At 71.3% G+C, this 21,973-nt stretch carries 21 protein-coding genes; 11 read left to right on the top strand and 10 right to left on the bottom strand.

Annotated features, from left to right (window positions below; translation table 11 throughout):
• Positions 1 to 4: 4 nt before the first annotated feature.
• Positions 5 to 907, bottom strand: a complete 903-nt coding sequence (galU, locus tag ABZ956_RS14395) for a UTP--glucose-1-phosphate uridylyltransferase GalU (protein ID WP_361892040.1) — start codon at positions 905 to 907, stop codon at positions 5 to 7.
• Positions 908 to 988: 81 nt separating this feature from the next.
• On the opposite strand from galU, the gene ABZ956_RS14390 reads away from it, so the two are divergent.
• Positions 989 to 1,603: a 5-formyltetrahydrofolate cyclo-ligase gene (locus tag ABZ956_RS14390; RefSeq protein WP_361892038.1), complete on the top strand. Its 615-nt coding sequence runs from the start codon at positions 989 to 991 to the stop codon at positions 1,601 to 1,603.
• A 7-nt stretch (positions 1,604 to 1,610) separates the two neighbouring features.
• Here the strand turns inward: ABZ956_RS14390 and ABZ956_RS14385 are convergent, their stop codons facing one another.
• Complete coding sequence (locus tag ABZ956_RS14385; RefSeq protein WP_361892035.1) at positions 1,611 to 4,529, bottom strand: penicillin acylase family protein; 2,919 nt, start codon at positions 4,527 to 4,529, stop codon at positions 1,611 to 1,613.
• A gap of 300 nt (positions 4,530 to 4,829) precedes the next feature.
• Here ABZ956_RS14385 and ABZ956_RS14380 point away from each other — a divergent pair, with 300 nt between their 5' ends.
• The 6 genes from ABZ956_RS14380 (at position 4,830) to mscL (ending at position 10,287) form a co-directional block, all read left to right on the top strand.
• Complete coding sequence (locus tag ABZ956_RS14380) at positions 4,830 to 6,383, top strand: potassium/proton antiporter (RefSeq protein WP_361892465.1); 1,554 nt, start codon at positions 4,830 to 4,832, stop codon at positions 6,381 to 6,383.
• A gap of 249 nt (positions 6,384 to 6,632) precedes the next feature.
• Positions 6,633 to 7,919, top strand: a complete 1,287-nt coding sequence (locus ABZ956_RS14375) for an MFS transporter (protein WP_361892033.1) — start codon at positions 6,633 to 6,635, stop codon at positions 7,917 to 7,919.
• A gap of 66 nt (positions 7,920 to 7,985) precedes the next feature.
• Positions 7,986 to 8,312, top strand: coding sequence for an FmdB family zinc ribbon protein (locus ABZ956_RS14370; protein WP_361892030.1), 327 nt, complete (start codon positions 7,986 to 7,988; stop codon positions 8,310 to 8,312).
• A 114-nt stretch (positions 8,313 to 8,426) separates the two neighbouring features.
• Positions 8,427 to 9,299: an S-methyl-5'-thioadenosine phosphorylase gene (locus ABZ956_RS14365; protein ID WP_361892028.1), complete on the top strand. Its 873-nt coding sequence runs from the start codon at positions 8,427 to 8,429 to the stop codon at positions 9,297 to 9,299.
• A gap of 271 nt (positions 9,300 to 9,570) precedes the next feature.
• Entirely contained in the window at positions 9,571 to 9,714 is a 144-nt protein-coding gene (locus tag ABZ956_RS14360; protein ID WP_361892025.1) for a hypothetical protein, read from the top strand.
• Between the two features lie 93 nt (positions 9,715 to 9,807).
• Entirely contained in the window at positions 9,808 to 10,287 is a 480-nt protein-coding gene (mscL, locus tag ABZ956_RS14355; RefSeq protein WP_361892022.1) for a large conductance mechanosensitive channel protein MscL, read from the top strand.
• Between the two features lie 6 nt (positions 10,288 to 10,293).
• On the opposite strand, the gene ABZ956_RS14350 is transcribed toward mscL, so the two are convergent.
• The 4 genes from ABZ956_RS14350 to ABZ956_RS14335 form a co-directional block, all read right to left on the bottom strand.
• Positions 10,294 to 10,485, bottom strand: a complete 192-nt coding sequence (locus ABZ956_RS14350) for a hypothetical protein (RefSeq protein ID WP_361892019.1) — start codon at positions 10,483 to 10,485, stop codon at positions 10,294 to 10,296.
• 161 nt (positions 10,486 to 10,646) lie between these two features.
• Positions 10,647 to 11,738, bottom strand: coding sequence for a P1 family peptidase (locus tag ABZ956_RS14345; protein WP_361892016.1), 1,092 nt, complete (start codon positions 11,736 to 11,738; stop codon positions 10,647 to 10,649).
• Between the two features lie 12 nt (positions 11,739 to 11,750).
• A complete protein-coding gene (locus tag ABZ956_RS14340) occupies positions 11,751 to 12,974 on the bottom strand; it encodes a low temperature requirement protein A (RefSeq protein WP_361892013.1) in 1,224 nt (407 codons plus the stop codon).
• 132 nt (positions 12,975 to 13,106) lie between these two features.
• Positions 13,107 to 14,636 (bottom strand): MFS transporter, encoded by a 1,530-nt coding sequence (locus tag ABZ956_RS14335; protein WP_361892010.1) that lies wholly within the window; start codon positions 14,634 to 14,636, stop codon positions 13,107 to 13,109.
• A 96-nt stretch (positions 14,637 to 14,732) separates the two neighbouring features.
• Here ABZ956_RS14335 and ABZ956_RS14330 point away from each other — a divergent pair, with 96 nt between their 5' ends.
• Positions 14,733 to 15,746: a YafY family protein gene (locus ABZ956_RS14330; RefSeq protein ID WP_361892007.1), complete on the top strand. Its 1,014-nt coding sequence runs from the start codon at positions 14,733 to 14,735 to the stop codon at positions 15,744 to 15,746.
• A gap of 59 nt (positions 15,747 to 15,805) precedes the next feature.
• Here ABZ956_RS14330 and ABZ956_RS14325 read toward each other — a convergent pair whose 3' ends face one another.
• Positions 15,806 to 16,813, bottom strand: a complete 1,008-nt coding sequence (locus ABZ956_RS14325; RefSeq protein ID WP_361892004.1) for a sigma-70 family RNA polymerase sigma factor — start codon at positions 16,811 to 16,813, stop codon at positions 15,806 to 15,808.
• Between the two features lie 159 nt (positions 16,814 to 16,972).
• On the opposite strand from ABZ956_RS14325, the gene ABZ956_RS14320 reads away from it, so the two are divergent.
• Entirely contained in the window at positions 16,973 to 17,500 is a 528-nt protein-coding gene (locus ABZ956_RS14320; RefSeq protein WP_361892001.1) for an N-acetyltransferase family protein, read from the top strand.
• 96 nt (positions 17,501 to 17,596) lie between these two features.
• The gene (locus ABZ956_RS14315; RefSeq protein WP_361891998.1) at positions 17,597 to 18,034 is read left to right on the top strand and encodes a hypothetical protein; all 438 of its coding nucleotides are present in this window, start codon (positions 17,597 to 17,599) and stop codon (positions 18,032 to 18,034) included.
• 114 nt (positions 18,035 to 18,148) lie between these two features.
• Here ABZ956_RS14315 and ABZ956_RS14310 read toward each other — a convergent pair whose 3' ends face one another.
• Positions 18,149 to 18,943, bottom strand: a complete 795-nt coding sequence (locus ABZ956_RS14310; protein ID WP_361891995.1) for a class III extradiol ring-cleavage dioxygenase — start codon at positions 18,941 to 18,943, stop codon at positions 18,149 to 18,151.
• A gap of 146 nt (positions 18,944 to 19,089) precedes the next feature.
• Here ABZ956_RS14310 and ABZ956_RS14305 point away from each other — a divergent pair, with 146 nt between their 5' ends.
• The gene (locus ABZ956_RS14305; RefSeq protein WP_361891992.1) at positions 19,090 to 19,623 is read left to right on the top strand and encodes a MarR family transcriptional regulator; all 534 of its coding nucleotides are present in this window, start codon (positions 19,090 to 19,092) and stop codon (positions 19,621 to 19,623) included.
• Positions 19,624 to 19,731: 108 nt separating this feature from the next.
• On the opposite strand, the gene ABZ956_RS14300 is transcribed toward ABZ956_RS14305, so the two are convergent.
• Together ABZ956_RS14300 and ABZ956_RS14295 are read right to left on the bottom strand one after the other, a co-directional pair.
• Positions 19,732 to 21,237, bottom strand: a complete 1,506-nt coding sequence (locus ABZ956_RS14300; RefSeq protein ID WP_361891989.1) for an MFS transporter — start codon at positions 21,235 to 21,237, stop codon at positions 19,732 to 19,734.
• 31 nt (positions 21,238 to 21,268) lie between these two features.
• Positions 21,269 to 21,931, bottom strand: coding sequence for a helix-turn-helix domain-containing protein (locus ABZ956_RS14295; protein WP_361891986.1), 663 nt, complete (start codon positions 21,929 to 21,931; stop codon positions 21,269 to 21,271).
• Between the last annotated feature and the right edge of the window lie 42 nt (positions 21,932 to 21,973).

Raw genomic sequence — 21,973 nt, 5'->3', positions numbered from 1 at the left:
AGCGCTACATCTCCTCGGTGACGTAACTTCGAAGCCAGGCCCGGAAGTCGGGGCCCAGGTCTTCACGTTCGCATGCCAGTCTGACAATGGCACGCAGATAGTCACCACGGTCCCCGGTGTCATAGCGGCGGCCCTTGAAGACCACGCCGTGCACGGGGCCGCCGAGGCCGGGTTCGGCGGCGAGGGCCTGGAGGGCGTCGGTGAGCTGGATCTCGCCGCCGCGGCCGGGCTCGGTCTCGCGCAGCACGTCGAAGATCGCCGGGTCGAGGACGTAGCGGCCGATCACGGCGTAGTTGCTGGGCGCCTCGTCGGGGTCGGGCTTCTCGACCAGGCCGGTGACCTGGACGACGCCGTCGGTGTCGGTGGGCTTGACCGCCGCGCAGCCGTAGAGGCCGATCTGGGCGTGCTCGACCTCCATGAGCGCGATCACGCTGCCGCCGTGCTTGCGCTGGATCTCGACCATGTGGGAGAGCAGCGGGTCGCGGGAGTCGATCAGGTCGTCGCCGAGCAGCACCGCGAAGGGTTCGTCGCCGACGTGCGGGGCCGCGCACAGCACGGCGTGGCCCAGGCCCCGGGGGTCGCCCTGGCGGACGTAGTGCATGGTGGCCAGGTCGCTGGACTCCTGGACCTTGGCCAGCCGGGAGTCGTCGCCCTTGCGGCGCAGGGCCTCTTCCAGCTCGTAATTGCGGTCGAAGTGATCCTCCAGCGGGCGCTTGTTGCGGCCGGTGATCATGAGGACGTCCGACAGCCCCGCGTGGGCCGCCTCCTCGACCACGTACTGGATCGCCGGCTTGTCGACGACCGGCAGCATCTCCTTGGGCGTGGCCTTGGTGGCGGGGAGAAAACGCGTTCCGAGCCCGGCGGCTGGGATGACAGCCTTGCTGATCCGAGGGCGGGATTGAGTCATGGGCCGAACACTATCCGTTGAGATTGAGCGGAAGATGTGACTCCGCCGAGTATGACCCGAGACAAGGAGTTTGTACGAACAATGATCCAGTCCGCCGGCGCACCCGGCCCCGCCGACCGTAGCAAAGCCGCCTTGCGGCGGGCCCTCCTGGCGGTGAGGGCGGGGTTGACCAAGGATGACATCCGGGCGGCGGAGGCCGCGCTGGGGCGGCGGGCGCTGGAGCTGCCGGAGCTGGCGGGGGCGGGGACGGTGGCCGCCTACGTCTCGGTCGGCGGCGAGCCGGGCACCCGCGCACTGCTGGACGCGCTGCGCGCGCGGGGCGTGCGGGTCCTGCTGCCGGTGCTGCTCCCCGACAACGATCTCGACTGGGGGCTCTACCGGGGCGCCGACCACCTCGTACGGGCCACCAAGGGCCTGCTGGAGCCCGACGGCGAGCGGCTGGGCCCCGACGCCGTGACGCGGGCCGACGCCGTCCTGCTGCCGGGGCTGGCCGTCGACGGGCGCGGGCTGCGGCTGGGGCGCGGGGGCGGCTCGTACGACCGGGTGCTGGCCCGCCTGGACCGGGCCGGGGCCGACCCGGCGCGGGTGGTGCTCCTCTACGACGACGAGGTGGTCGCGCGGGTCCCGGAGGAACCGCACGACCACCCCGTGCACGCGGTGGTCACCCCTGGCGGGGTGCGCCGCTTCCGGCCGTAGGGGCCGGTTACGGCTTGAGCGTCAGCGTCGCCTCCGCCGCCTTCTTGACCGCGTCCGCGCTGTAGGCCCAGGGGAGCAGCTCGCCCTTGGCCCACTTGTCGGTCTGGTCGTAGTAGTGGGCGTTGTAGGCGTGGCCCGAGGCGCCGGTGAGGTTGATCCAGCGGGACTTGTCGAGGTCGCCGAGGTTGACGACCATCCGCATGGACGGCACCCAGATCACGTCGTAGCCACCCGCCGCGTTCCAGCCGGCGGCGTTGACGGCCGCCTCGCCGCCGGCGAGGTTCCAGGGCCCGCGGTTGAGCATCCACTTGACGATGCCCGGGCCCTCCTTGCCGAGCGTCTGGTTCTTCAGCGTCAGCTGGTGCAGACGGCCCCAGCTCCACTGCGTGACGTCCTTGCCGAGCTTGGAGGTCAGCTCCCAGCGGGCGTCCTTCATCGCGCGGGCCAGCAGCTCGTCGCGGTTACGGGTGCGCTCGTCCGGGTTGGCGCGGGTGCCGTTGGTCTTCCACCACGCGTTCTCGGGCTTTTCGAGGATGCCGCGGACGACCTCGAACCAGCGGTCGCCACCGTCGGGCTGGGCGTTGTCGGGCTCGCGCTCGCCGCACTCCACGACCAGGCGGGTGGTGCCGTCCAGGTCCTCCTGGGGGCGGGAGCCGTCGGCCGGGCGCACCCGCAGGCACTGGTCCTTGACCCGCAGCTCCTTGGGGAGCTTGTTGCCGAAGGCCAGCTTGAGGGTGTTGCGCCAGACCGCGTTGAAGTACGCGGCGGCCGCCGAGTCGGCCTCCTGGTTGTAGTCCCAGTCCTCCAGCAGCTTCTGCGCCTCGCGGACGTACTTCGTCTCGCGCTCGTTGGCGCCCTTGACGTCGATCTTGAGCAGGTAGGGCGTGAGCAGCTTGGCGATCTCGCTGCTGTTGTCCAGCTGCATCTTCCGCATGTCGTCGGTCGAGATCTTCCCGCCGTCCTTGATCTTCGACTCGATGAGGTCGTTGATCCGCTGGCTGCGGGCGCCGTAGCCCCAGTCCTGCGTCAGGAGGTAGGGGTACTTCTTGTCGGCGACGGCCTGGTTGGCGGTGACGATGTAGCCGCGCTTGGGGTTGTAGTCCCAGGGCATCGCGGACTGCGGCACGAAGTCGGTCCACTGGTAGGCGGGGTCCCAGCCGGGGGCCGGGTAGCGGCCGTCTGCGACGGGGGCGGCCTCGTTCTTGCCGTCCGTCCTGCCGTCCGCCCTGGCCGCCTCGTCCTTGGCGTCGACCTTGCCGTCGCCGTTGACGTCGATCTTCGGGGTGTTGCCGGTGCCGGTCCGGCCGGCCGGCTCCTCGCCCTTGGCGGCCTTGCCGCGGACCGGGATGCGGCCGGGGGCCTGGTAGCCGATGTTGCCCTTGGTGTCGGCGTAGATCAGGTTCTGCGCGGGCACCTCGAAGTCGGCCGCGGCCTTGCGGAAGGAGCCGAAGTCGTTCGCCTGGTTCAGCGCGAAGAGGCCGTCCATGGTCTTGCCGGCGTCCAGCGCCGTCCAGCGCAGCGCGACCGCGTAGCCCTCGCCGCGGTCCGGCGCCGGGTCCTTCACGGGCGCCTTCTCGCCGACCTTGACGAGCTCGTCGTTGCGGTCGGAGACGATCGGGCCGTTGTTGGTCTCGCGGACGGTGATCTCACGGCTCTTCTCGCCCGCGACCTTGATGGTCTCCTTGCGGATGGTGAAGGGCTGCTGCTTGCCGTCGTAGAGGTAGGAGTCGGCGGTGACCTTCTCCAGGTACAGGTCGGAGACGTCGGCGCCGAGGTTGGTCATGCCCCAGGCGATGTCCTGGTTGTGGCCGATGACCACGCCCGGCATGCCGGAGAAGGTGTAGCCGGCCACGTCGAACGGGCACTGCGCGCTGGTCTTGTTGCAGTGCAGGCCCATCTGGTACCAGAGCGAGGGCATCTGCGGCGCGAGGTGCGGGTCGTTCGCCAGCAGCGGCTTGCCGGTGGTCGTGTACTGACCGGAGACGACCCAGGAGTTGGATCCGATGCCGTTGCCGCTGGGGCCCAGCAGCGCCGGGACCTTCTCCAGGGTGCTCGAGAGCGAGGCCAGGCTGGTGCGCAGGCCGCCGGCGGCTCCCGCGCCGCCCGTCGCGGGGCCCGCGGCGGTGCCGGTGCCCGGCTGGGCGGCTCCCGCGGCGCCCTTGGGGTCGTAGGTCTTGCCGGTGGAGTCGACGGCGCCGCCCTCGACGATCGGCTTGTTCCGGTCGTACGGGTACGCCGGGTAGAGCTCCTCGATCTGCTGGGGGCTCAGGCGGGAGGCGGCGAGCGACCGGTCGATCTCGTCCTGCAGGTTGCCGCGCAGGTCCCAGGCCATGGCCTTGAGCCAGGCGACGGAGTCGACCGGGCTCCAGGGCTCGGGCGTGTAGTCGTTCTCGAACTCCAGGGCCGCGTACTCGACGGACAGCTTCTTGCCCTTGTGGTCCTTCAGGTAGGCGTTGACTCCGTCGGAGTACGCCTGCAGGTACTTCTTGGTGGTCGCCGACAGCTTGGAGTCGTACTCCTGCTGTGCGACCTTGCGCCAGCCCATGGTCCGCAGGAACGCGTCGGTCTCCACCTGGCCGGAGCCGAACATCTCGGAGAGCCGTCCGGCCGTCAGGTGCCTGCGGACGTCCATCTCCCAGAACCGGTCCTGCGCCTGCACGAAGCCCTGGGCGCGGAAGAGGTCCTCGGCACTGTCCGCGTACACCTGCGGAATGCCGTTCTTGTCACGCGCGACCTTCACCTCTCCGGAGAGGCCCTTGAGCTGCAGGGTGCCTTCCGTCTCCGGGAAGGAGGCGCGGACGGTGCTGACGCTCCAGTACGAGCCGTAGGCGACGCCCGCCACGAGCAGCAGCACGAGGGTGATCACGAGCAGGCGGGCGCGTCGCCCCTTCTTCTTCTTGGCGGGGCCGGTCTTGTTGGCGGGCATCGCTGTCCTTAGAGGGGCAGGGTGGTCCTGGAATGCTGGAAGCAACCATAGGCGCAGGGCGGCGGGCGCCCGGACGCGGTGCCGTGCAGAGCCACCGGCGCGACGATGCGGCGTCAAGAACCCGTAAAATATTAGATGAGGAAATTAACTTCTCGTCGGCTGACCGGCCGTCCGGCCGTGCCCGCAGGGCTGCCGCCGGAGCCGCCGGCCTCTCGCCATAAGTCAGGAGGAACGTTTCGGTCATACCGTGAAGACACCGACGCACGACGCCCGTGGAAGACCTCGTGAAGGGACCGCCCCCTGACTGTCCACCACCTCAACGAACTCCTGCTGATCTGCTCGCTCGTTCTTCTCGTCGCGGTGGCGGCGGTACGGGTCTCCTCGCGCAGCGGGCTCCCCAGCCTGCTCATCTATCTGGGCATCGGCGTCGCCATCGGCCAGGACGGCATCGGCGTCTCCTTCAATGACGTCGGGCTCACCCAGGTCATCGGTTACGCCGCACTGGTCGTCATCCTCGCCGAGGGCGGTCTCGGCACGAAGTGGCAGGAAATCAAACCGGCCCTGCCGGCCGCCGCCGTGCTCTCCACCTTCGGTGTCGCGGTCAGCGTGGGCGTCACCGCCGCCGCCGCGCACTATCTGGCCGGCGTCGAGTGGCGGCACGCCCTGATCATCGGCGCCGTGGTCTCCTCCACGGACGCGGCGGCCGTCTTCTCCGTCCTGCGCAACATTCCGCTGCCCAGCCGGCTCACCGGTGTCCTGGAGGCCGAGTCCGGCTTCAACGACGCCCCCGTCGTCATCCTCGTCGTCGCCTTCTCGGCCGCGGGCCCGGTCGACGACTGGTACATGCTGCTGGGCAGGATCGCGCTGGAGCTGGCCATCGGCGCCGCCTGCGGCCTCGCGATCGGCTGGCTGGGCGCCTACGGGCTGCGGCACGTGGCCCTGCCCGCCTCCGGCCTGTACCCGATCGCCGTGATGGCCATCGCCGTCACCGCCTACGCGGCCGGCGCGCTGGCCCACGGCTCCGGCTTCCTGGCCGTCTACCTCGCCTCGCTCATCCTCGGCAACGCCAAGCTGCCGCACTGGCCGGCCACCCGCGGCTTCGCGGAGGGGCTGGGCTGGATCGCGCAGATCGGCATGTTCGTCCTGCTCGGCCTGCTGGTCACCCCGCACGAGCTGGGCGACGACATCATGCCGGCGCTGGTGGTGGGGCTGGTGCTGACCATGATCGCCCGGCCGGTGTCGGTGTTCCTGAGCCTGGCGCCCTTCCGGACGTCCTGGCAGGCGAAGACGCTGCTGTCCTGGGCCGGGCTGCGCGGCGCGGTGCCCATCGTGCTCGCCACCATCCCCATGGTGGCCGGAGTCTCCGACAGCCGCCGCATCTTCAACGTCGTCTTCATCCTGGTGATCGTCTACACCCTGGTGCAGGGCCCGACCCTGCCCTGGCTGGCCCGGCATCTGCGGCTGGGCGAGAACGAGCCGGAGGACCTGGGCATCGAGTCGGCGCCGCTGGAGCGGCTGCGCGGGCACCTGCTGTCCGTCGCGATCCCCGACGGCTCGAAGATGCACGGCGTGGAGGTCTCCGAGCTGCGGCTGCCCGCGGGGGCCGCCGTCACCCTGGTCGTCCGGGACGGCACCAGCTTCGTACCGGGGCCCACGACCGTCCTGCGCCGCGGCGACGAGCTGCTGGTGGTGGCCACCGATCCGGTGCGCGACGCCACCGAGCGGCGGCTGCGCTCGGTGGGCGAGGGCGGCAAGCTCGCGGGCTGGCTGGGCACGGGCACGGCCGGAGCCGGGGCAGCTTTGGATGCTTCCGCAAAGCGGAAGGCAAAGTGGGGTCTGGTAAAGAGGAAGTAGGTTAAGTAAGCTATTCGCTCATGTAGTGAGGATTTCCGCTACGTAGCGTTCGTTTACGCACCCTTACCGAACAAACCGAACCAACTCTGCCTGATGCAGGGCTGGCGCGACCGCACGGCGGCCGCGGTCGCGCGTCACAAGGCGGCCGGATAGGCATCTACCACGGTCCTGCGCGAGAGGACAGCTCTCGGCGCGCTCCGTGCGGCGATCCCGTCGGGGCGTGCTACCAGGCGGCGGAAAGGCCCGGCCGTGGCATCCACGGTCAACGACACCGCCGGGGCACGCCCCGGGTACGGCAGCCTGCTGCGCACGCGCGGCGCGCTGTCGTTCCTGCTCCCCGGCTTCCTGGCCCGGCAGCCCTTCGCGATGCTGACCATCGGCATCCTGCTGCTGGTCAACCACACCACCGGCTCGTACGGCACCGCCGGCACCGTCTCCGCGACGGCGGGCGTGGCCATGGCCCTGTTCGCCCCGCAGAGCGGCAAGCTCGCGGACCGCTTCGGGCAGGCCGCGGTGCTGATCCCCGGCGTCGTCGTGCACGCCGCCGCGATCTCGCTGCTGACGGTGCTCGCCCTGTCGGACGCGCCCCTGTGGGCGCTGCTCGCGGCGGCCGTGCCGGCCGGCGCGTCGACCCCGCAGATCGGCCCGATGGTGCGGGCCCGCTGGGCGAACAAGCTCGAGGGCTCGCCGCTGATGTCCACGGCGGCGGCCTTCGAGTCCGTCACCGACGAGTTCACGTTCGTGATCGGCCCGGTGCTGGCCACCGCGCTGTGCGCCGGCGTCCACCCGGCCGCCGGTCTGATCGCGGAGGCCGCGCTGACCCTGGTCGGCGGTCTGGTCTTCGCCGCCCAGCGGCGCACCCAGCCCGAACCCAGCCGGGGCGCGGCGGGCGCCGCGGCCGACGGCGGCAAGCGCGTCTCGGCGCTGTCCGTGCCGGGCGTGCGCGTCCTGGCGATCTCCATGCTCGGCATCGGCACGGTCTTCGGCGGCATGCAGGTGTCGATGACCGCCTTCACCAAGGAACTGGGCGAGCCGGGCCTGAACGGTCTGATGTACGGCGTCTTCGCGGCCGGAAACATGATCGCGGGCATCGTCTGCGGTGCCGTCGCCTGGCGCAGCAGCCCGCAGCGCCGGCTGCTGATCGCCTACCCGCTGTTGGCCCTGGCCACCACCCCGCTGTGGGCGGCGCACGCGCTGCCGCTGCTGGGCGGCCTGGGCCTGATCGTCGGCCTGTGCATCGCGCCCGCCCTGATCACCGGCTACACGCTGGTCGAGAAGCTGGTCCCGGCGGGCGCCCGTACGGAGGCGTTCACCTGGCTGACCGGCGCGGTCGGCCTGGGCCAGGCGGCCGGCGCCACCGTGGGCGGCCGGCTGATCGACGCCCACAGCGCGAGCACCGGTTTCCTGGTGCCGATGGGCGGTACGGTCCTGGCCCTGGTGGTCCTGCTGGCACTGCGACGGGCACTCACCCCGAAGGGCGAATCGGTCGTCGCGGCACGTGGGGTGGGTCACCGTGAGCCCGTCTCGGTGGACTGACGGACCGGAATACTGCACTATGGATCGTCGTTAGCACTCAACGAGTGAGAGTGCCAGGAGGAGCAAGTGCCGACTTACCAGTACCAGTGCACCGAGTGCGGCGAAGGCCTCGAGGCGGTGCAGAAGTTCACCGATGACGCCTTGACCGTATGCCCGCAGTGCGACGGACGCCTGAAGAAGGTGTTCTCTGCGGTCGGCATCGTCTTCAAGGGCTCCGGCTTCTACCGGAACGACAGCCGCGGCTCGTCGTCCAGCAGCAGCCCGGCGGCGAAGTCGACGTCTTCCACGTCGGCCGCCTCGTCCTCGACGTCGTCCGCCTCCAGCGGCTCCTCCAGCACCGCGAGCTCCGCGAGCACGTCGTCGTCGAGCACGAGCAGCAGCTCGGCCGCCTGACGCGCCCCCGTACGCACTGAAGCCCGCCACCTCCCCGCGAGGCGGCGGGCTTCGTCGTGCGGGCCCTCCGCCGGACCCTCCGCCTGCCGGAGCGCGGCGGTTAGGGTGACACGCATGGCCGACATGATCAGCGCAGCAGCGCCAGCGGAAACGGCAGGAATGGCGGAGATAGGCGTCATCGGCGGGTCGGGGTTCTACTCCTTCCTCGACGATGTGAGCGAGATCACCGTGAAGACTCCCTACGGTTCACCGAGCGACTCGCTCTTCCTCGGCGAACTGGCCGGCCGCAAGGTCGCCTTCCTGCCGCGCCACGGCCGCGACCACCGGCTGCCGCCGCACCGCATCAACTACCGGGCCAATCTCTGGGCGCTGCGCTCGGTCGGCGTGCGGCAGGTGCTGGGCCCGTGCGCCGTGGGCGGTCTGCGGGAGGAGTACGGGCCGGGGACGCTGCTCGTCCCGGACCAGCTGGTGGACCGCACGAAGTCCCGCGCGCAGACTTTCTTCGACGGGGAGCCCCTGGCGGACGGCACCGTGCCGAAGGTCGTGCACATGACCTTCGCCGACCCGTACTGCCCCGCCGGGCGCGCGGTGGCCGTGGCGGCGGCGCGCGGGCGCGGCTGGGAGCCGGTGGACGGCGGCACGATGGTCGTCATCGAGGGGCCCCGCTTCTCGACCCGGGCCGAGTCGCGGTGGCACGCGGCCCAGGGCTGGTCGGTGGTCGGCATGACCGGGCACCCGGAAGCCGTGCTGGCCCGCGAGCTGGGGCTCTGCTACACCTCGATGTCGCTGGTCACGGACCTCGACGCGGGGGCCGAGACGGGCGAGGGTGTCTCGCACGAGGATGTCCTGCGGGTCTTCGGGGAGAACGTGGACCGGCTGCGCGAGGTGCTCTTCGACGCCGTGGGCGCGCTGCCGAAGACGGCGGACCGGTCCTGTCTGTGCACGCGTGCCCATGACGGCTGGGACCTGGGGATCACGCTGCCGTAGCCGGCATCTGCCGTAGCAACACCGACGCTGTCGTGCCCCGTCGCTGACGCATCACCCGTGCGGGCGACGGGGTTTTCCACATTGCGGGGTTCGTCCACAGGGCCCGGCGAGATGCGGCCGAAGCGGGGATCGTGAGGGGCGTCCGGATCGGGCTTCCTCACGACAGGCGGTGGTTGCTGTGCCTTTCCCTACGACGTCCCCGGCCCCCTTCTCCGCGCACTCCGGTGGCTCTTCCTCGCCCTCCTGGGCTCCTCCGGGGTGCCGGGTGCCGATGTTCGCGCCGGTGCGGGTGGGGCGGCGCGGGCGCTACGGTCGCAGGCGGTGGGGGCCCGCCGCGGCCGGGGTGGTGGCGGTGGCGGTCGCCGGGGTGGCGGCGCTGGGCTCGTCCGTACTGGCCCACTGGCAGGTGGGCTGATCGTGTCTCGCGAGTGGACAGGGCGGCCGGATTCTCTCGTATGTTATGGAATCAACCATTCCGTCACAGGTGCGCACAGAGAGAGGCTGTTCGGTGAGCGAGAAGAAGACGGGGGTCCTTGGAGGCTTCAAGGCATTCCTGATGCGGGGCAACGTGGTAGACCTCGCGGTCGCCGTCGTCATCGGTGCGGCGTTCACCAACATCGTGAACTCTGTGGTCAAGGGAGTCATCAACCCCTTGGTCGGCGCCTTCGGCACGAAGGACCTCGACCACTACGCGGCCTGCCTCAAGGGCCCCTGCGCCCGCGCCGCGACGGGCGAGGTGACCAAGGGCGTCTACATCCAGTGGGGCGCGGTGCTCAGCGCCACGCTCACCTTCGTGATCACGGCGGCGGTCGTGTACTTCCTGATGCTGCTGCCGATGAAGCGCTGGCAGGACCGCCAGGCGGCCAAGGCGCCGGCGGAGAACAAGCCCGCCGAGCCGACCGAGATCGAGCTGCTGGCCCAGATCCGGGACACCTTGATCGAGCAGCGCCGCGGCCCCGGCTCGGATTCCGTGCCGGCGCCGCGCTAGCCCGCCTCAGAGGTGGTGGGGCGGCTTCTCGTCCAGGAACCGGGCCAGGTCGGCGGCGCCGTCGCCGTCGCTCCGGCCCGGGCGGTCGCCCCAGCCGCGGTCCGTGTCGTCCGAGGACTGCTGCGACAGCGGATCGTCGAAGATCAGTGCGGCGGCCGGGGTGGGCCGGGGCGCGCGGGGTTCGGGGGCGGTACTCATGCCTCCAGGGTACGGGCGCGCCGGGACCCACGGCCTTCGCCGCGGCCCTGGGGCCGGCCTTGGGCCGGGCCCTGGGGCCGACCCTGGGCCCGGCCCGCGCATCCACCCTTGCTTCCGTCCTCGCTTCCGCTCTGGCTTCCGCCCTCGTCTTCCTCCGCGGCTCAGTCCTCGTAAAGCTCCCGGTAGGAGGGGAAGACGCCGCCGGGGCCGTCGACGCTCCGGGCTGCCAGCAGCGCCTTGACCACCGAGCGGGTCAGCACGTCCGCGCCGGCGGCCAGGATCTCGTTGACGGCTCCCGCCGCGAAGTCGGCACTGCCGGGGAGGTGGTCCTCCTCCGGCAGCGGGTGCTGGCCCGTGGTCAGCGCGAAGACGGTGTCGCCGTCGGTCAGCAGGTGGACGGGGCGGACCGCGCGGGCCAGGCCGTCGTGGGCGGTGCCGGCGAGCTTGTGCGCCTGGGCGCGGGTGAGGGCGGCGTCGGTGGCGACGACGGCGATGGTGGTGTTCAGCGGAGGCCGCACGGATCCGGCCCAGCGCTCGGCCGACTCCTGGCGGGCGGCGTCGAGGGCCTGCCGGGCCGCATGGTGACGTTCCGGGTCCGGGTAGGCGACGGGGCCGCCCTCGTACAGGCGCCCGTAGAGCACGCCCGTCGCCGGGTCGGCCACGGCACCGGCCGCGTTGACGGCGGCCAGAGCCGCGACGGTCACGCCCGAGGGCAGCACGACGCTGGCGGTGCCGATGCCTCCCTTGAGGCCGCCGGCCACCGCTCCCGTGCCGGCGCCGACGTTGCCCTGGGCCACGGGGGCGCCGGAGGGCGTACGGGCCGCCGCTTCGGCCGCCTCGCGGCCGAGCGCGGCGTCCGGACGGGCCCGCCAGTCGCCGCCACGGCCCAGGTCGAACAGCGCGGCCGCCGGTACGACGGGCACCACCTGCGCGGGGTCCGGGCCCACCCGGAAGCCGCGGCCCCCGTCCTCCAGCCAGGCCATCACGCCGGACGCGGCATCCAGCCCGAAGGCGCTGCCGCCGGTGAGCACGATCGCCTCGACGCGCTGCACGAGGTTGCGCGGGTCCAGCGCGTCCGTCTCGCGCGTGCCGGGTCCGCCGCCCCGTACGTCCACGGCCGCGACCGCCCCGCCGGGCTCGGTGAGCACCACGGTGGTCCCGGTCAGCGCCCCTCCCCCGATCCGCTGCGCATGCCCCACCCGCAGTCCGGCCACATCCGTCAGCGCATCCATCGGCTTACGAGCATCAGTCATCCGTCATGCGTATCACGCACCGCCGCCCGCCTGTTGAGACCCTTCTCCGCCTTCCTGGCGTCTCGCCGCGAGCGTGACGCCCACGGCCACCGTCAGCGCCCCCACCAGCCCGGCCAGCAGCACCGCCGCCGCACCGCCCGCGAAGGTGCAGGCGAGCACGGCCACGGCGGCGAGCGGCAGGACCGACTGCTGGGCCGGGCCCCGCTTGTGGTGGCGGGAGTGGATGAGCCAGACGCAGAACATGAACAGCGCGGCGGGGACGGTGACACAGGCCGCCGCGGCGAAGGAGTTGATGTGGGCCTTACCGATGGCCTGCTCGACCGCCACCTCGATGCCCGCGCCGATGGCGGCGGCCGAACCGTAGATCAGGTAGTGGCCGTAACCCCACAGGAACGCCTGGCGGTTGGAGGCGAGGTGGAGGTGGATGGGCACGGCGAAGTAGATCCAGTAGGCGGCGAAGATGAGCAGCAGACCGCCCGCGGCGATCGGCAGCAGGGCGTCCAGTGCCTCCTGCTCGTCGCCCGCCGACTGGACGGCCGCCGTGGCGGCCGCGACCGTCTCGCCGAGCACGATGATGGTGAACAGGCCGTAGCGCTCGGCGATGTGGTGCGGGTGCCAGGCGGTCGGCCGGCTGTGCTCGGCGACCGCGGGCACCGCCATCTCCACCAGCGCCATCGTGAGGAAGACCCATGGCTTGGCGTGGTCGGGCAGCAGGAGCAGACCCAGCCAGCCGACCTGGCAGAGGCCGACGCCGATGGCGTACCGCGACGCGGTTCTTCGCTCCGCGCCGGTGGAGGCGTGCGCGGCGCGCAGCCACTGGGAGACCAGCGCCAGCCGCATGACCAGATAGCCGAACCAGACCAGGGAGAAGTCGCTGTCGTTGAACGCCCGGGGGATGCCCGCCGCCAGGATCAGCACGCCGGCGATCTGCACCAGCGTCACCCCGCGGTACAGCACGTCGTCCGTGTCGTAGGCGGAGGAGAACCAGGTGAAGTTGACCCAGGCCCACCAGATGGCGAAGAACATCATCAGATAGCCGGGGATGCCATGGCCCGGATGTCCCTCGGCCAGCGCGTGCACCAGCTGCCTGCCCGCCTGCGCCACCGCGACCACGAAACACAGGTCGAAGAAGAGCTCCAGCGGTGTCGCCGCCCGGTGCTCCTCGTCGCGGCCGCGCTCGGTCATCCGGCGCAGCAGGCCGGAGGGTGGCCGGGCGGGGGACGAGTCCTCGCTCATAGGGCGATTGTCACCGCTGCCCCCGTACGCCGCGCGTCGTGGGCGGCGGACGCGAGGTGCCGCACACGGCCGTCGGCCCCCGCCTGGAGTACAGGCGGGGGCCGACGGGAGAGAGGTGAGGACCGGGGCGGGTCAGTGCGCGGCGGCGGGCTCCGCGGGCTCCTTGGCCGGCTCCGAGGGCGCGTCGGTCTCGGCGGCCGGGGCCGGGGCGGCGGAGGTGCGCGGCAGGGCGAACATCAGCGCCAGCACCACGGCGAGCACTCCGGCGACCCACCACATGCCGTGGCGGAACGCTTCTCCGAATGCCTCTCCGGCGCGGCCCTGGGCGACGGCGCGCTCGTCCAGCACGTTGAAGAAGGCGACCGACACCAGGCCGAGGCCGACCGCGTTGCCGAGCTGCTGCGTGGTGTTTATGAGCCCGGAGGCGGAACCGGAGTGCTCGTGGGGCACCTTGGCGATGACCGTCTCGGTCAGCGGCGCGACGATCAGGCCCATGCCGATGCCCATGACGGTCAGCGGAAGCGCCATCTGCCAGGGCTGGATGTCCGTGCCGAAGTGGTGGGACTCCCAGATGTAGAGCATGACGCCGGCCATCATCGCGACCGCACCCGCCTGCAGGACCTTGCGCCCGAAGCGCGGTACGAGCTTCTGCACCGAGATGCCGGCGGCCACCGACACTCCGATGGAGAACGGGATACCGGTCAGGCCGGCGCGCAGCGGGCTCCAGCCCAGACCGATCTGCATGTAGAGGGTCCAGATCAGGAAGAAGATGCCGCAGGCGATGCCGAAGGCGACCTCCACGCCGATACCGGCGGCGAAGCTCTTGACCCGGAACAGCGACAGCTCGACCAGCGGCGAGCCGTCCTTGCGGGTCTTGTGGCGCTCGTAGAGGACGAAGAGGGCGAAGACGAGCACGCTGCCCGCCATGCACAGGTTGCCCCACAGCGGCCAGCCGTGCTCGCGGCCCTGCGTCAGCGGGTAGAGCAGCATCAGCACGCCGCCCGTCGCCAGCACGACGCCCACCAGGTCCAGCTTCAGGGCCTGCGGCGCCTTGGACTCGGAGATGTACCTGCGTCCGAGGATCAGGCCCGCGATGCCCACCGGCAGGTTGACCAGGAAGATGGGCCGCCACTCCAGCCCGAAGAGGTTCCACTGCGTGAGCAGGGCGCCCAGGATCGGTCCCGAGACGGCCCCCAGGCCCACGATCGCGCCGAACATGCCGAAGACCTTGCCGCGCTCGTGCGCGGGGAAGGTGGCGTGGACGATGGCCAGGACCTGCGGCACCATCAGGGCCGCCGTCGCGCCCTGCAGGACGCGGGCGGCGACGAGCAGGTGCGGGTCGCCGGCGATGCCGCAGAGCATCGAGGCGAGGGTGAAGCCGCTCATGCCCAGGAGGAAGACCCGTCTGCGCCCGTATATGTCACCGAGCCGCCCGCCCGTGATCAGTCCGGCCGCGAACGCGAGCGCGTAGCCCTCGGTGATCCACTGCAGGACGCTGAAGGAGGCGCCGATGTCCTTCTGGATGCTCGGCATGGCGATGTTGACGATGGTGACGTCGACGAGGTCCATGAACGACGCGGTCATCACCACGGCGAGCGCCAGCCAGCGGCGGCGGTCGGCGGCGCCCTCGAGGGGCGGATCGGTGGTCGCTGTGGTGGTCACAGGGGTACTGCCTTCCTGACGGTTCGCCGGGGTCGTCCCAGAAGCTAACCCGCGTATAGGTCAGGATGTGTCCTAGATCGCTGGCAATCTGAGGTCATGACCGACACCCCGGCACGGCTGCTGAATCTTCTGTCGCTCCTCCAGACACCTCGCGAATGGCCCGGCAGCGAGCTCGCCGAGCGGCTCGGTGTCAGTCCGCGCACGATCCGGCGGGACATCGAGCGGCTCCGCGACCTCGGCTACCCCGTACAGGCAACGATGGGAGCGGACGGTGGGTACCGGCTGGCGGCCGGAGCCGCCCTGCCCCCGCTCGTCCTGGACGACGAGGAGGCGGTCGCCATCGCGGTCGGCCTGCGGGCGGGCGCGGGCCATGCCGTGGAGGGCATCGAGGAGGCGTCCGTACGGGCCCTGGCCAAGCTGGAGCAGGTGCTTCCGTCCCGGCTGCGGCACCGGGTCTCCGCGCTGCAGACGGCGATGGTGCCCCTGGCCGGCGGCGACGGCGCGACCGTCGACCCCCACACCCTGACCGTCATGGCCTCGGCCGCCACGGGCAACGAGCGGCTGCGGTTCGCCTACCGCAAGGGCGACGGCACGCGGATGAAGCGCCTGGTGGAGCCGCACCGGCTGATCAGCACCGGGCGCCGCTGGTACCTGGTCGCCTATGACATCGACCGTGGCGACTGGCGCACGTTCCGCGTCGACCGGGTGAGCGAGCCGTTCGCCACGGGCGCGCGCTTCACCCCGCGCGAGCTGCCGGTGGCGGACGCGAGGGAGTTCCTGAAGGGGTCCATGGCCCGGCTCCAGCCCACGTACCGGGTCGTGACGACGTTCCGGGCCCCGGCGGAGTTCGTCGCCTCCCGGCTGCCGCACTGGCTCGGCACGCCGGCGCGGATCGACGACGACACCTGCCGGCTGGACGTCACCACGTCCGACTCGCTGGAGTGGGTGGCCTTCCGGCTGGCACTCGTGGACTGCGAGTTCGAGGCGCACGAGCCGCCGGAGCTGGTCGAGCACCTGGTCGAGCTGGGCGCCCGCATCAGCCGCGCCGCAGGGCCGGGAAAGGGGAAGGGCCCCGGCGCAAGGGGGGGAGTGCGCCGGGGCCCGCTCTAGGGGGTTATGACTAGGTTATGCCCAATTGAGGCGCCGCGTCTAAGCCTGAGGCGCCGCGTCTAAGCCGCTGCGTCGAATCCGGTGTCGTGGGCCATCTTCTTCAGCTCCAGCAGCGCGTGCTTCTCGATCTGCCGGATGCGCTCGCGCGTGAGGCCGTGCTGCTTGCCGACCTCGGTGAGCGTGCGCTCGCGCCCGTCCTCGATGCCGTAGCGCGCCTTGATGATCGAGGCGGTGCGGTGGTCCAGGCGCCCGATGAGCCCCTCCAGCTCCTCGCTGCGCAGCAGCGCGATGACCGACTGCTCCGGCGACACGGCGGAGGTGTCCTCCAGCAGGTCACCGAACTGGGTCTCGCCCTCGTCGTCCACGTGCATGTTCAGGCTCACCGGGTCACGGGCCCAGTCGAGCACGTCACCGACGCGCTCGGGCGTGGTGTCCAGCTCGGCGGCGATCTCCGCGTGCTCGGGCTCGCGGCCGTGCTCCCGGTTGAACTCGCGCTGCACCCGCCGGATGCGGCCGAGCTCCTCCACCAGGTGGACGGGGAGCCGGATCGTCCGGGACTGGTCGGCGATCGAGCGCGTGATGGCCTGGCGGATCCACCACGTCGCGTACGTGGAGAACTTGAATCCCTTGGTGTAGTCGAACTTCTCCACCGCGCGCACCAGGCCCGCGTTGCCCTCCTGGATCAGGTCCAGAAGCGGCAGGCCGCTGCGCGGGTAGCGGCGGGCGACGGCGACGACCAGGCGCAGGTTGGACTTGATGAAGACGTCCTTGGCCCGGGCGCCTTCGGCGGCTATCGCCTCGAGCTCCTCGCGGGAGGCCTCGCCGGCCTTGGCGCCACCGTCCTCGAGACCGTCGAGTATCTGCTGGGCGTAGACGCCCGCCTCGATGGTCTGCGACAGCTCGACTTCCTTGGCGGCGTCGAGCAGGGGCGTGCGCGCGATCTCGTCGAGGTACATGCCGACCAGGTCGCGATCGGCGATCTCCCCGCCTGTGGCGCGAACACTGCTTGCCTCGTCAGCGCCCTTGGTGGAGGAGGTCTGACGACGGGCGACGGCACGGGTTGCCATGCGTGCTCCCTTGCGATGAGACGGTCGCGGGACGGACCGGACACCCGGGCGGGCGCCCCATCCGAAGTAAAGAACGGCCGGAATCCGGACAGAATTCCCCTGATGCGTCTTCTTTTTTGTGATCATGCAGTACCCTGTCCGGCCACAGAGGAGGGCCGTATGCCGTCACAGCCAGGGGAAGTGCAGGTCAGGCCGGGTACCGAAGCCGACCTCGGGGCCCTCACGGAGCTCTACAACCACTACGTCCGTGAGACGGCCATCACATTCGACGTCACCCCGTTCACCCCGCAGGAGCGCCGCCGGTGGCTGCTCTCCTACTCCGAAGACGGCCCGCACCGGCTTCTGGTTGCCACGGAAGGCCCGGAAAGCCGGATTCTGGGGTACGCCACCAGCAGCCCCTTTCAGGCCAAGGCCGCCTACAGCACCTCCGTCGAGGTCAGCGTGTACTGCGCGCCCGGGGCGGCCGGACGGGGCATCGGCACGCTGCTGTACGAGGCGCTCTTCGAGGCGCTGGCCACCGAGGACGTCCACCGCGCGTACGCGGGCGTGACCGAGCCGAACCCGGCCTCGGACCGGCTGCACCGGCGCTTCGGCTTCTCGGTCGTGGGGACGTACCGCGAGGTGGGGCGGAAGTTCGGCCGGTACTGGGACGTGACGCGCTACGAGCGCAGGCTCGGCCAGGCATGAGTGGGCGGGCCGCCGCCCGGTCCGCTGATCGAGTTGCCCGGGGTCCGGGGTGGGTGTGACCTGGTGGGACGGGGGGTGAGTGAGAGGAGCCTCGCCATGCCCACGCACTCGATCCTGCCCGGGCGGCACCACGCCCACGAGGGCCCCGGCCCCGTCCCCCGTACCGGCCACGTCCACGTCGGCGAGCGCGCCGAGCGCTGGACCTGGGCCGTCCCCGTCACCGGCGGCGTCGTCCTCGGCCTGTACACCGTCTTCCTCTCCCACGACAACGGCTTCTCCCAGCTGCACGGCTGGCTGCTGGGGCTCGCGGCGGCCGTCGTCTCCATGGGCCTGGGCTACGCGCTGATCCGCGGGCGCGACAGGATGATCACGGAGGTGCGGGCGGTCGCGTACGGTGCGCTCTTCGGCGCGAGCATCGGCTTCCTGCGCAGCCTGACGGAGGTCTCGGTGCTGCGCTCTGCCGGGATGGGGCTCGTCTTCGGCCTGTGCATGGGCCTGGTGGCGTACTACGTCTTCTACTGGCACGAACACTGACCCCCGCGCCCGGGACCGGTCGTAGGACCATGGACGGTTCCGCATGCGCGCCCACCCGCCTAGCGTGAACTGCATGGCAGATGCAGGCACTTGCGAAAGAGGCGGGAGAGGCCCCTACCCGAACTGCACCGAGCGCTTCGCCAGACCGCCCCAGAAGCCGTCGATGACGCTGCGCCGGCTGCCCAGCTCTCCCTCGGCCGCCCCCAGGGTGACGAAGAGCGGCGCGAAGTGCTCGGTGCGGGGGTGAGCCAGGTGGGCCGCCGGGGCCTTGTTCCCGAAGTCCAGCAGCGCGTCGACGTCCTGTCCCTCGAGCGCCTCGCGCCCCCAGGCGTCGAACTCGGCCGACCAGGCGGGCGGCTGGGGCCCCGTGTGGCGCAGGGCGGCCAGGTTGTGGGTGAAGAAGCCGCTGCCGACGATCAGCACGCCCTCGTCCCGCAGCGGCGCGAGCTTGCGCCCGATCTCCAGCAGCCGCCGCGGGTCGAGGGTGGGCAGCGACATCTGCAGGACGGGGATGTCCGCCCCGGGGTACATCTCCGCGAGGGGCACGTACGCGCCGTGGTCGAGCCCCCGGCCGGGCATGTCCTGCACGGGCGTGCCCGCGCCCCGCAGCGTCTTGCGCACCCGTTCGGCCAGGCCGGGGGCGCCCGGGGCCGGGTACCGCACCTGGTAGTAGCGCTCGGGGAAGCCCCAGAAGTCGTACACGAGCGGGACCGCCTCGGTGGCGCCCAGGGCGAGCGGGACCTCCTCCCAGTGGGCGGAGACCATCAGGATCGCGGAGGGGCGGGGCAGGTCCGCGGCCCAGGCGGCGAGCTGGCCGGGCCACAGGGGATCGTCCGCCAGCGGCGGAGCGCCGTGCGAGAGGTAGAGGGCGGGCATGCGCCCGTCGGCCGGGGCGCCGGTGACCTGCATCGGGGGCCTCCTCGAGGTACGGGGTATCGCGCATTGCTTGAACTCTCAAGCTTTATGCTCGACACCGACCTTAACCGCGACTTATTTAGACTTCAAGCATTGGCCTTGTGGACGTGCGAGAACCGACGGGTGGAACAGTGGATGTCATGACGAACCGACCCGCGGAGAGCGCGGTAGCCGCGGAGGCCCGGGAGGCCGCTGCCGAACCCCGCTGGCTCACCGAGAGCGAACAGGACACCTGGCAGGCATACCTGCACGCCTACACCCTCCTGGAGGACCATCTCGACCGGCAGTTGCAACGCGACGCCGGCATGCCGCACATCTACTACGGGCTGCTGGTGCAGCTCTCCGAGGCGCCGCGCCGCCGGCTGCGGATGACCGAGCTCGCCCAGCACGTGAAGATCACCCGGTCCCGGCTCTCCCACGCCATCGCCCGGCTGGAGAAGAACGGCTGGGTGCGGCGCGAGGAGTGCCCCTCCGACAAGCGCGGACAGCTGGCCGTCCTCACGGACGAGGGATTCGAGATGCTGCGCAGGTCCGCGCCGGGCCATGTGGCGGCCGTCCGCGCGGCGATCTTCGACCGTCTCACCCCGGAGCAGGCCGCCCAGTTCGGCGAGGCCTGCCGCATCATCGCGACGGGCCTGCAGCCGGCCGGCGCGGACCTGCCCTGGCTGCGCTGAGCGCCGGGCCGCCCGCCCACGGACGCGCGAAGGCCCCCGCCGTCACCGGCGGGGGCCTTCGGGGAACGGACCGGCACCCCTACGGGTGATCCGGCCGCGGCCGCTGCCTCAGTGGGCCATCACCGGGACGAAGTCCTCGGCGCTCTCGCCGTCGCCGGAGGCGGCGGCCGGGCCGCCCTGGTGACCGGCGTTGACGAAGACGACCGCGATCAGCGCGGCCAGCGCCAGGATGCCGACCGCCCACCACACGGCGGTGGAGTAGCCGTGCACCATCGACTGGAAGGTGAGCACCTTCTGGTTGGCACCGGGCGCCATGTGGGACTTGAAGTAGTCCGTGGTGGCGCTGGCGGCGATGGTGTTGAGCAGCGCGGTGCCGATGGCGCCGCCGACCTGCTGCGAGGTGTTGACCATCGCCGAGGCGACACCGGCGTCACGGGCCTGGACGCCGTAGGTGGACAGGCTCATGGCCGGCATGAAGGCCGTACCCATGCCGAGGCCCATCAGCAGCAGACCGGGCAGCACCACGAAGGTGTACGAGGTGTCCAGGTCGATCTGGGTGAGCAGCACCATGCCGACGGCGGCGAGCAGGAAGCCGGGGCCCATCAGCCAGCGCGCCGGGACGCGCGTCATCAGCCGGGTGCCGATCTGCGTGGAACCGGCGATCATCGTGGCGATCATCGGCAGGAACGCCAGACCGGTCTTGACCGGCGAGTAGCCGCGGACGACCTGCAGGTAGAAGGTCAGGAAGAGGAACAGGCCGAACATCGCGATGGCGGCCAGGCCCAGGGAGACGTAGACGCCGCCGCGGTTGCGGTCGGTGAGCACGCGCAGCGGCAGCAGCGGGGCCTTGACCTTCTTCTCGACGACCACGAACGCGGCCAGCAGCACGGCCGAGGCGATGAACAGGCCGATGGTGGCGCCCGCCGTCCAGCCGTCGGACTCGGCGCGGGTGAAGCCGTAGACGAGCGAGACCAGGCCGAGGGTGGCCAGGATGACGCCGGGGACGTCCAGCTTCGAGGGGTTGCGGCCCTCGGCCGGCTCGTGGATCACGGCGATGGCGCCGATCGCGGCGACGACGGCGAAGGGGATGTTCACGAAGAACGTCCAGCGCCAGTTGAGGTACTCGGTGAACAGGCCGCCGAGGATGAGGCCGACGCCACCGCCGGCACCGGCGATCGCACCGAAGATGCCGAACGCCTTGGCGCGCTCCTTGGCCTCGGTGAACAGCACGGCGAGCAGCGAGAGCGCCGCCGGCGCGAGCAGCGCGCCGAAGACGCCCTGCAGGGCGCGGGCGCCCAGCAGCATGCCGGTGTTGACCGCGGCGCCGCCGAGGGCGGAGGCGGCCGCGAAGCCGATCAGGCCGATGACGAACGCGCGCTTGCGGCCCCACAGGTCGGACACGCGGCCGCCGAAGAGCAGCAGGCCGCCGAAGGCGAGGGCGTAGGCCGTGATGACCCACTGCCGGTTGCCGTCCGAGATGCCGAGGTCGGTCTGGGCCGAGGGGAGCGCGATGTTCACGATGGTCGCGTCGAGCACGACCATGAGCTGGGCCAGGGCGATGAATATGAGCGCTTTCCAGCGCCTGGGGTCGGGTTGCGTGGTCAGATCGGGCATGCGTGGGCCTACCTAGCGAAGGGCGGTGGAACTACCGGTGGGACAAGTCGTGGGTGGAGGACGGGAACTTGCGGCGCAGGTCCTCCAAAGTCGCGGGCGATCCGGGAAGTTGTGACCGGGCGGGCGTCATCAGGCCGTCCAGGAACAGCTGGAGGTGCCGGTGCACGAACTGGTCGAAGTCCATGCAGCCGGTGTCCGGCAGCGGCCTGGTGAGCTGGGTGATGGCCACCATCAGGTCACCGATGGCGATGTCGGAGCGCAGTTGTCCGGCATCACGGGCGGCGGCCATCAACGCCTCGATCGCGCTTTCCAGCCGGTCGCGTGCCTCGACATGGTCGGGGTGGTCCTTGTCGATGCCGTCGGCGAGCAGGGGGCAGAGCGCCCCGATCCGCTCGTCCGCCGCGGCATGGACAAAGCGCCTCAGCGCCAGGAAAGCATCGTGCTCCTCGGCTCGTGCCGTCTCGGCCCGGTCCGCGATGCGGGCCATGACGGAGAGGGTGACGTGATGGATCAGCTCGCGGCGGTCCGCGAAGTGCCGGTACAGCGTGGCATTGCCGACCCCGGCGCGTCGAGCGATTTCATCGAGCGAGGATTCGGCCCCGTGTTCGACCAACGCCTCACGGGCAGCCGCGACGATCCGCTCGCGGTTGCGCAGGGCGTCGGCGCGGAGGCGGGGCTGCGGCGCGTCTGGCATGGCCGGCGCTCCTTTCCCTGAGGAAGGGATAAGCGGGGATCC

The sequence above is a fragment of the Streptomyces sp. NPDC046261 genome, from assembly GCF_040646235.1.
Classification (GTDB): domain Bacteria; phylum Actinomycetota; class Actinomycetes; order Streptomycetales; family Streptomycetaceae; genus Streptomyces.
The sequence above is the reverse complement of the archived record's forward strand: the minus strand, read 5'-3'. Positions and strand labels throughout refer to the sequence as shown.

What these genes read in the sequence shown, in the direction of transcription:
- galU (WP_361892040.1), bottom strand. Translation starts at nt 907, where the DNA reads ATGACTCAATCCCGCCCTCGGATCAGCAAGGCTGTCATCCCAGCCGCC.
- ABZ956_RS14390 (WP_361892038.1), top strand. Translation starts at nt 989, where the DNA reads ATGATCCAGTCCGCCGGCGCACCCGGCCCCGCCGACCGTAGCAAAGCC.
- ABZ956_RS14385 (WP_361892035.1), bottom strand. Translation starts at nt 4,529, where the DNA reads ATGCCCGCCAACAAGACCGGCCCCGCCAAGAAGAAGAAGGGGCGACGC.
- ABZ956_RS14365 (WP_361892028.1), top strand. Translation starts at nt 8,427, where the DNA reads ATGGCCGACATGATCAGCGCAGCAGCGCCAGCGGAAACGGCAGGAATG.
- ABZ956_RS14360 (WP_361892025.1), top strand. Translation starts at nt 9,571, where the DNA reads ATGTTCGCGCCGGTGCGGGTGGGGCGGCGCGGGCGCTACGGTCGCAGG.
- ABZ956_RS14350 (WP_361892019.1), bottom strand. Translation starts at nt 10,485, where the DNA reads ATGAGTACCGCCCCCGAACCCCGCGCGCCCCGGCCCACCCCGGCCGCC.
- ABZ956_RS14345 (WP_361892016.1), bottom strand. Translation starts at nt 11,738, where the DNA reads ATGACTGATGCTCGTAAGCCGATGGATGCGCTGACGGATGTGGCCGGA.
- ABZ956_RS14340 (WP_361892013.1), bottom strand. Translation starts at nt 12,974, where the DNA reads ATGAGCGAGGACTCGTCCCCCGCCCGGCCACCCTCCGGCCTGCTGCGC.
- ABZ956_RS14330 (WP_361892007.1), top strand. Translation starts at nt 14,733, where the DNA reads ATGACCGACACCCCGGCACGGCTGCTGAATCTTCTGTCGCTCCTCCAG.
- ABZ956_RS14325 (WP_361892004.1), bottom strand. Translation starts at nt 16,813, where the DNA reads ATGGCAACCCGTGCCGTCGCCCGTCGTCAGACCTCCTCCACCAAGGGC.
- ABZ956_RS14320 (WP_361892001.1), top strand. Translation starts at nt 16,973, where the DNA reads ATGCCGTCACAGCCAGGGGAAGTGCAGGTCAGGCCGGGTACCGAAGCC.
- ABZ956_RS14315 (WP_361891998.1), top strand. Translation starts at nt 17,597, where the DNA reads ATGCCCACGCACTCGATCCTGCCCGGGCGGCACCACGCCCACGAGGGC.
- ABZ956_RS14310 (WP_361891995.1), bottom strand. Translation starts at nt 18,943, where the DNA reads ATGCAGGTCACCGGCGCCCCGGCCGACGGGCGCATGCCCGCCCTCTAC.
- ABZ956_RS14305 (WP_361891992.1), top strand. Translation starts at nt 19,090, where the DNA reads ATGACGAACCGACCCGCGGAGAGCGCGGTAGCCGCGGAGGCCCGGGAG.
- ABZ956_RS14300 (WP_361891989.1), bottom strand. Translation starts at nt 21,237, where the DNA reads ATGCCCGATCTGACCACGCAACCCGACCCCAGGCGCTGGAAAGCGCTC.
- ABZ956_RS14295 (WP_361891986.1), bottom strand. Translation starts at nt 21,931, where the DNA reads ATGCCAGACGCGCCGCAGCCCCGCCTCCGCGCCGACGCCCTGCGCAAC.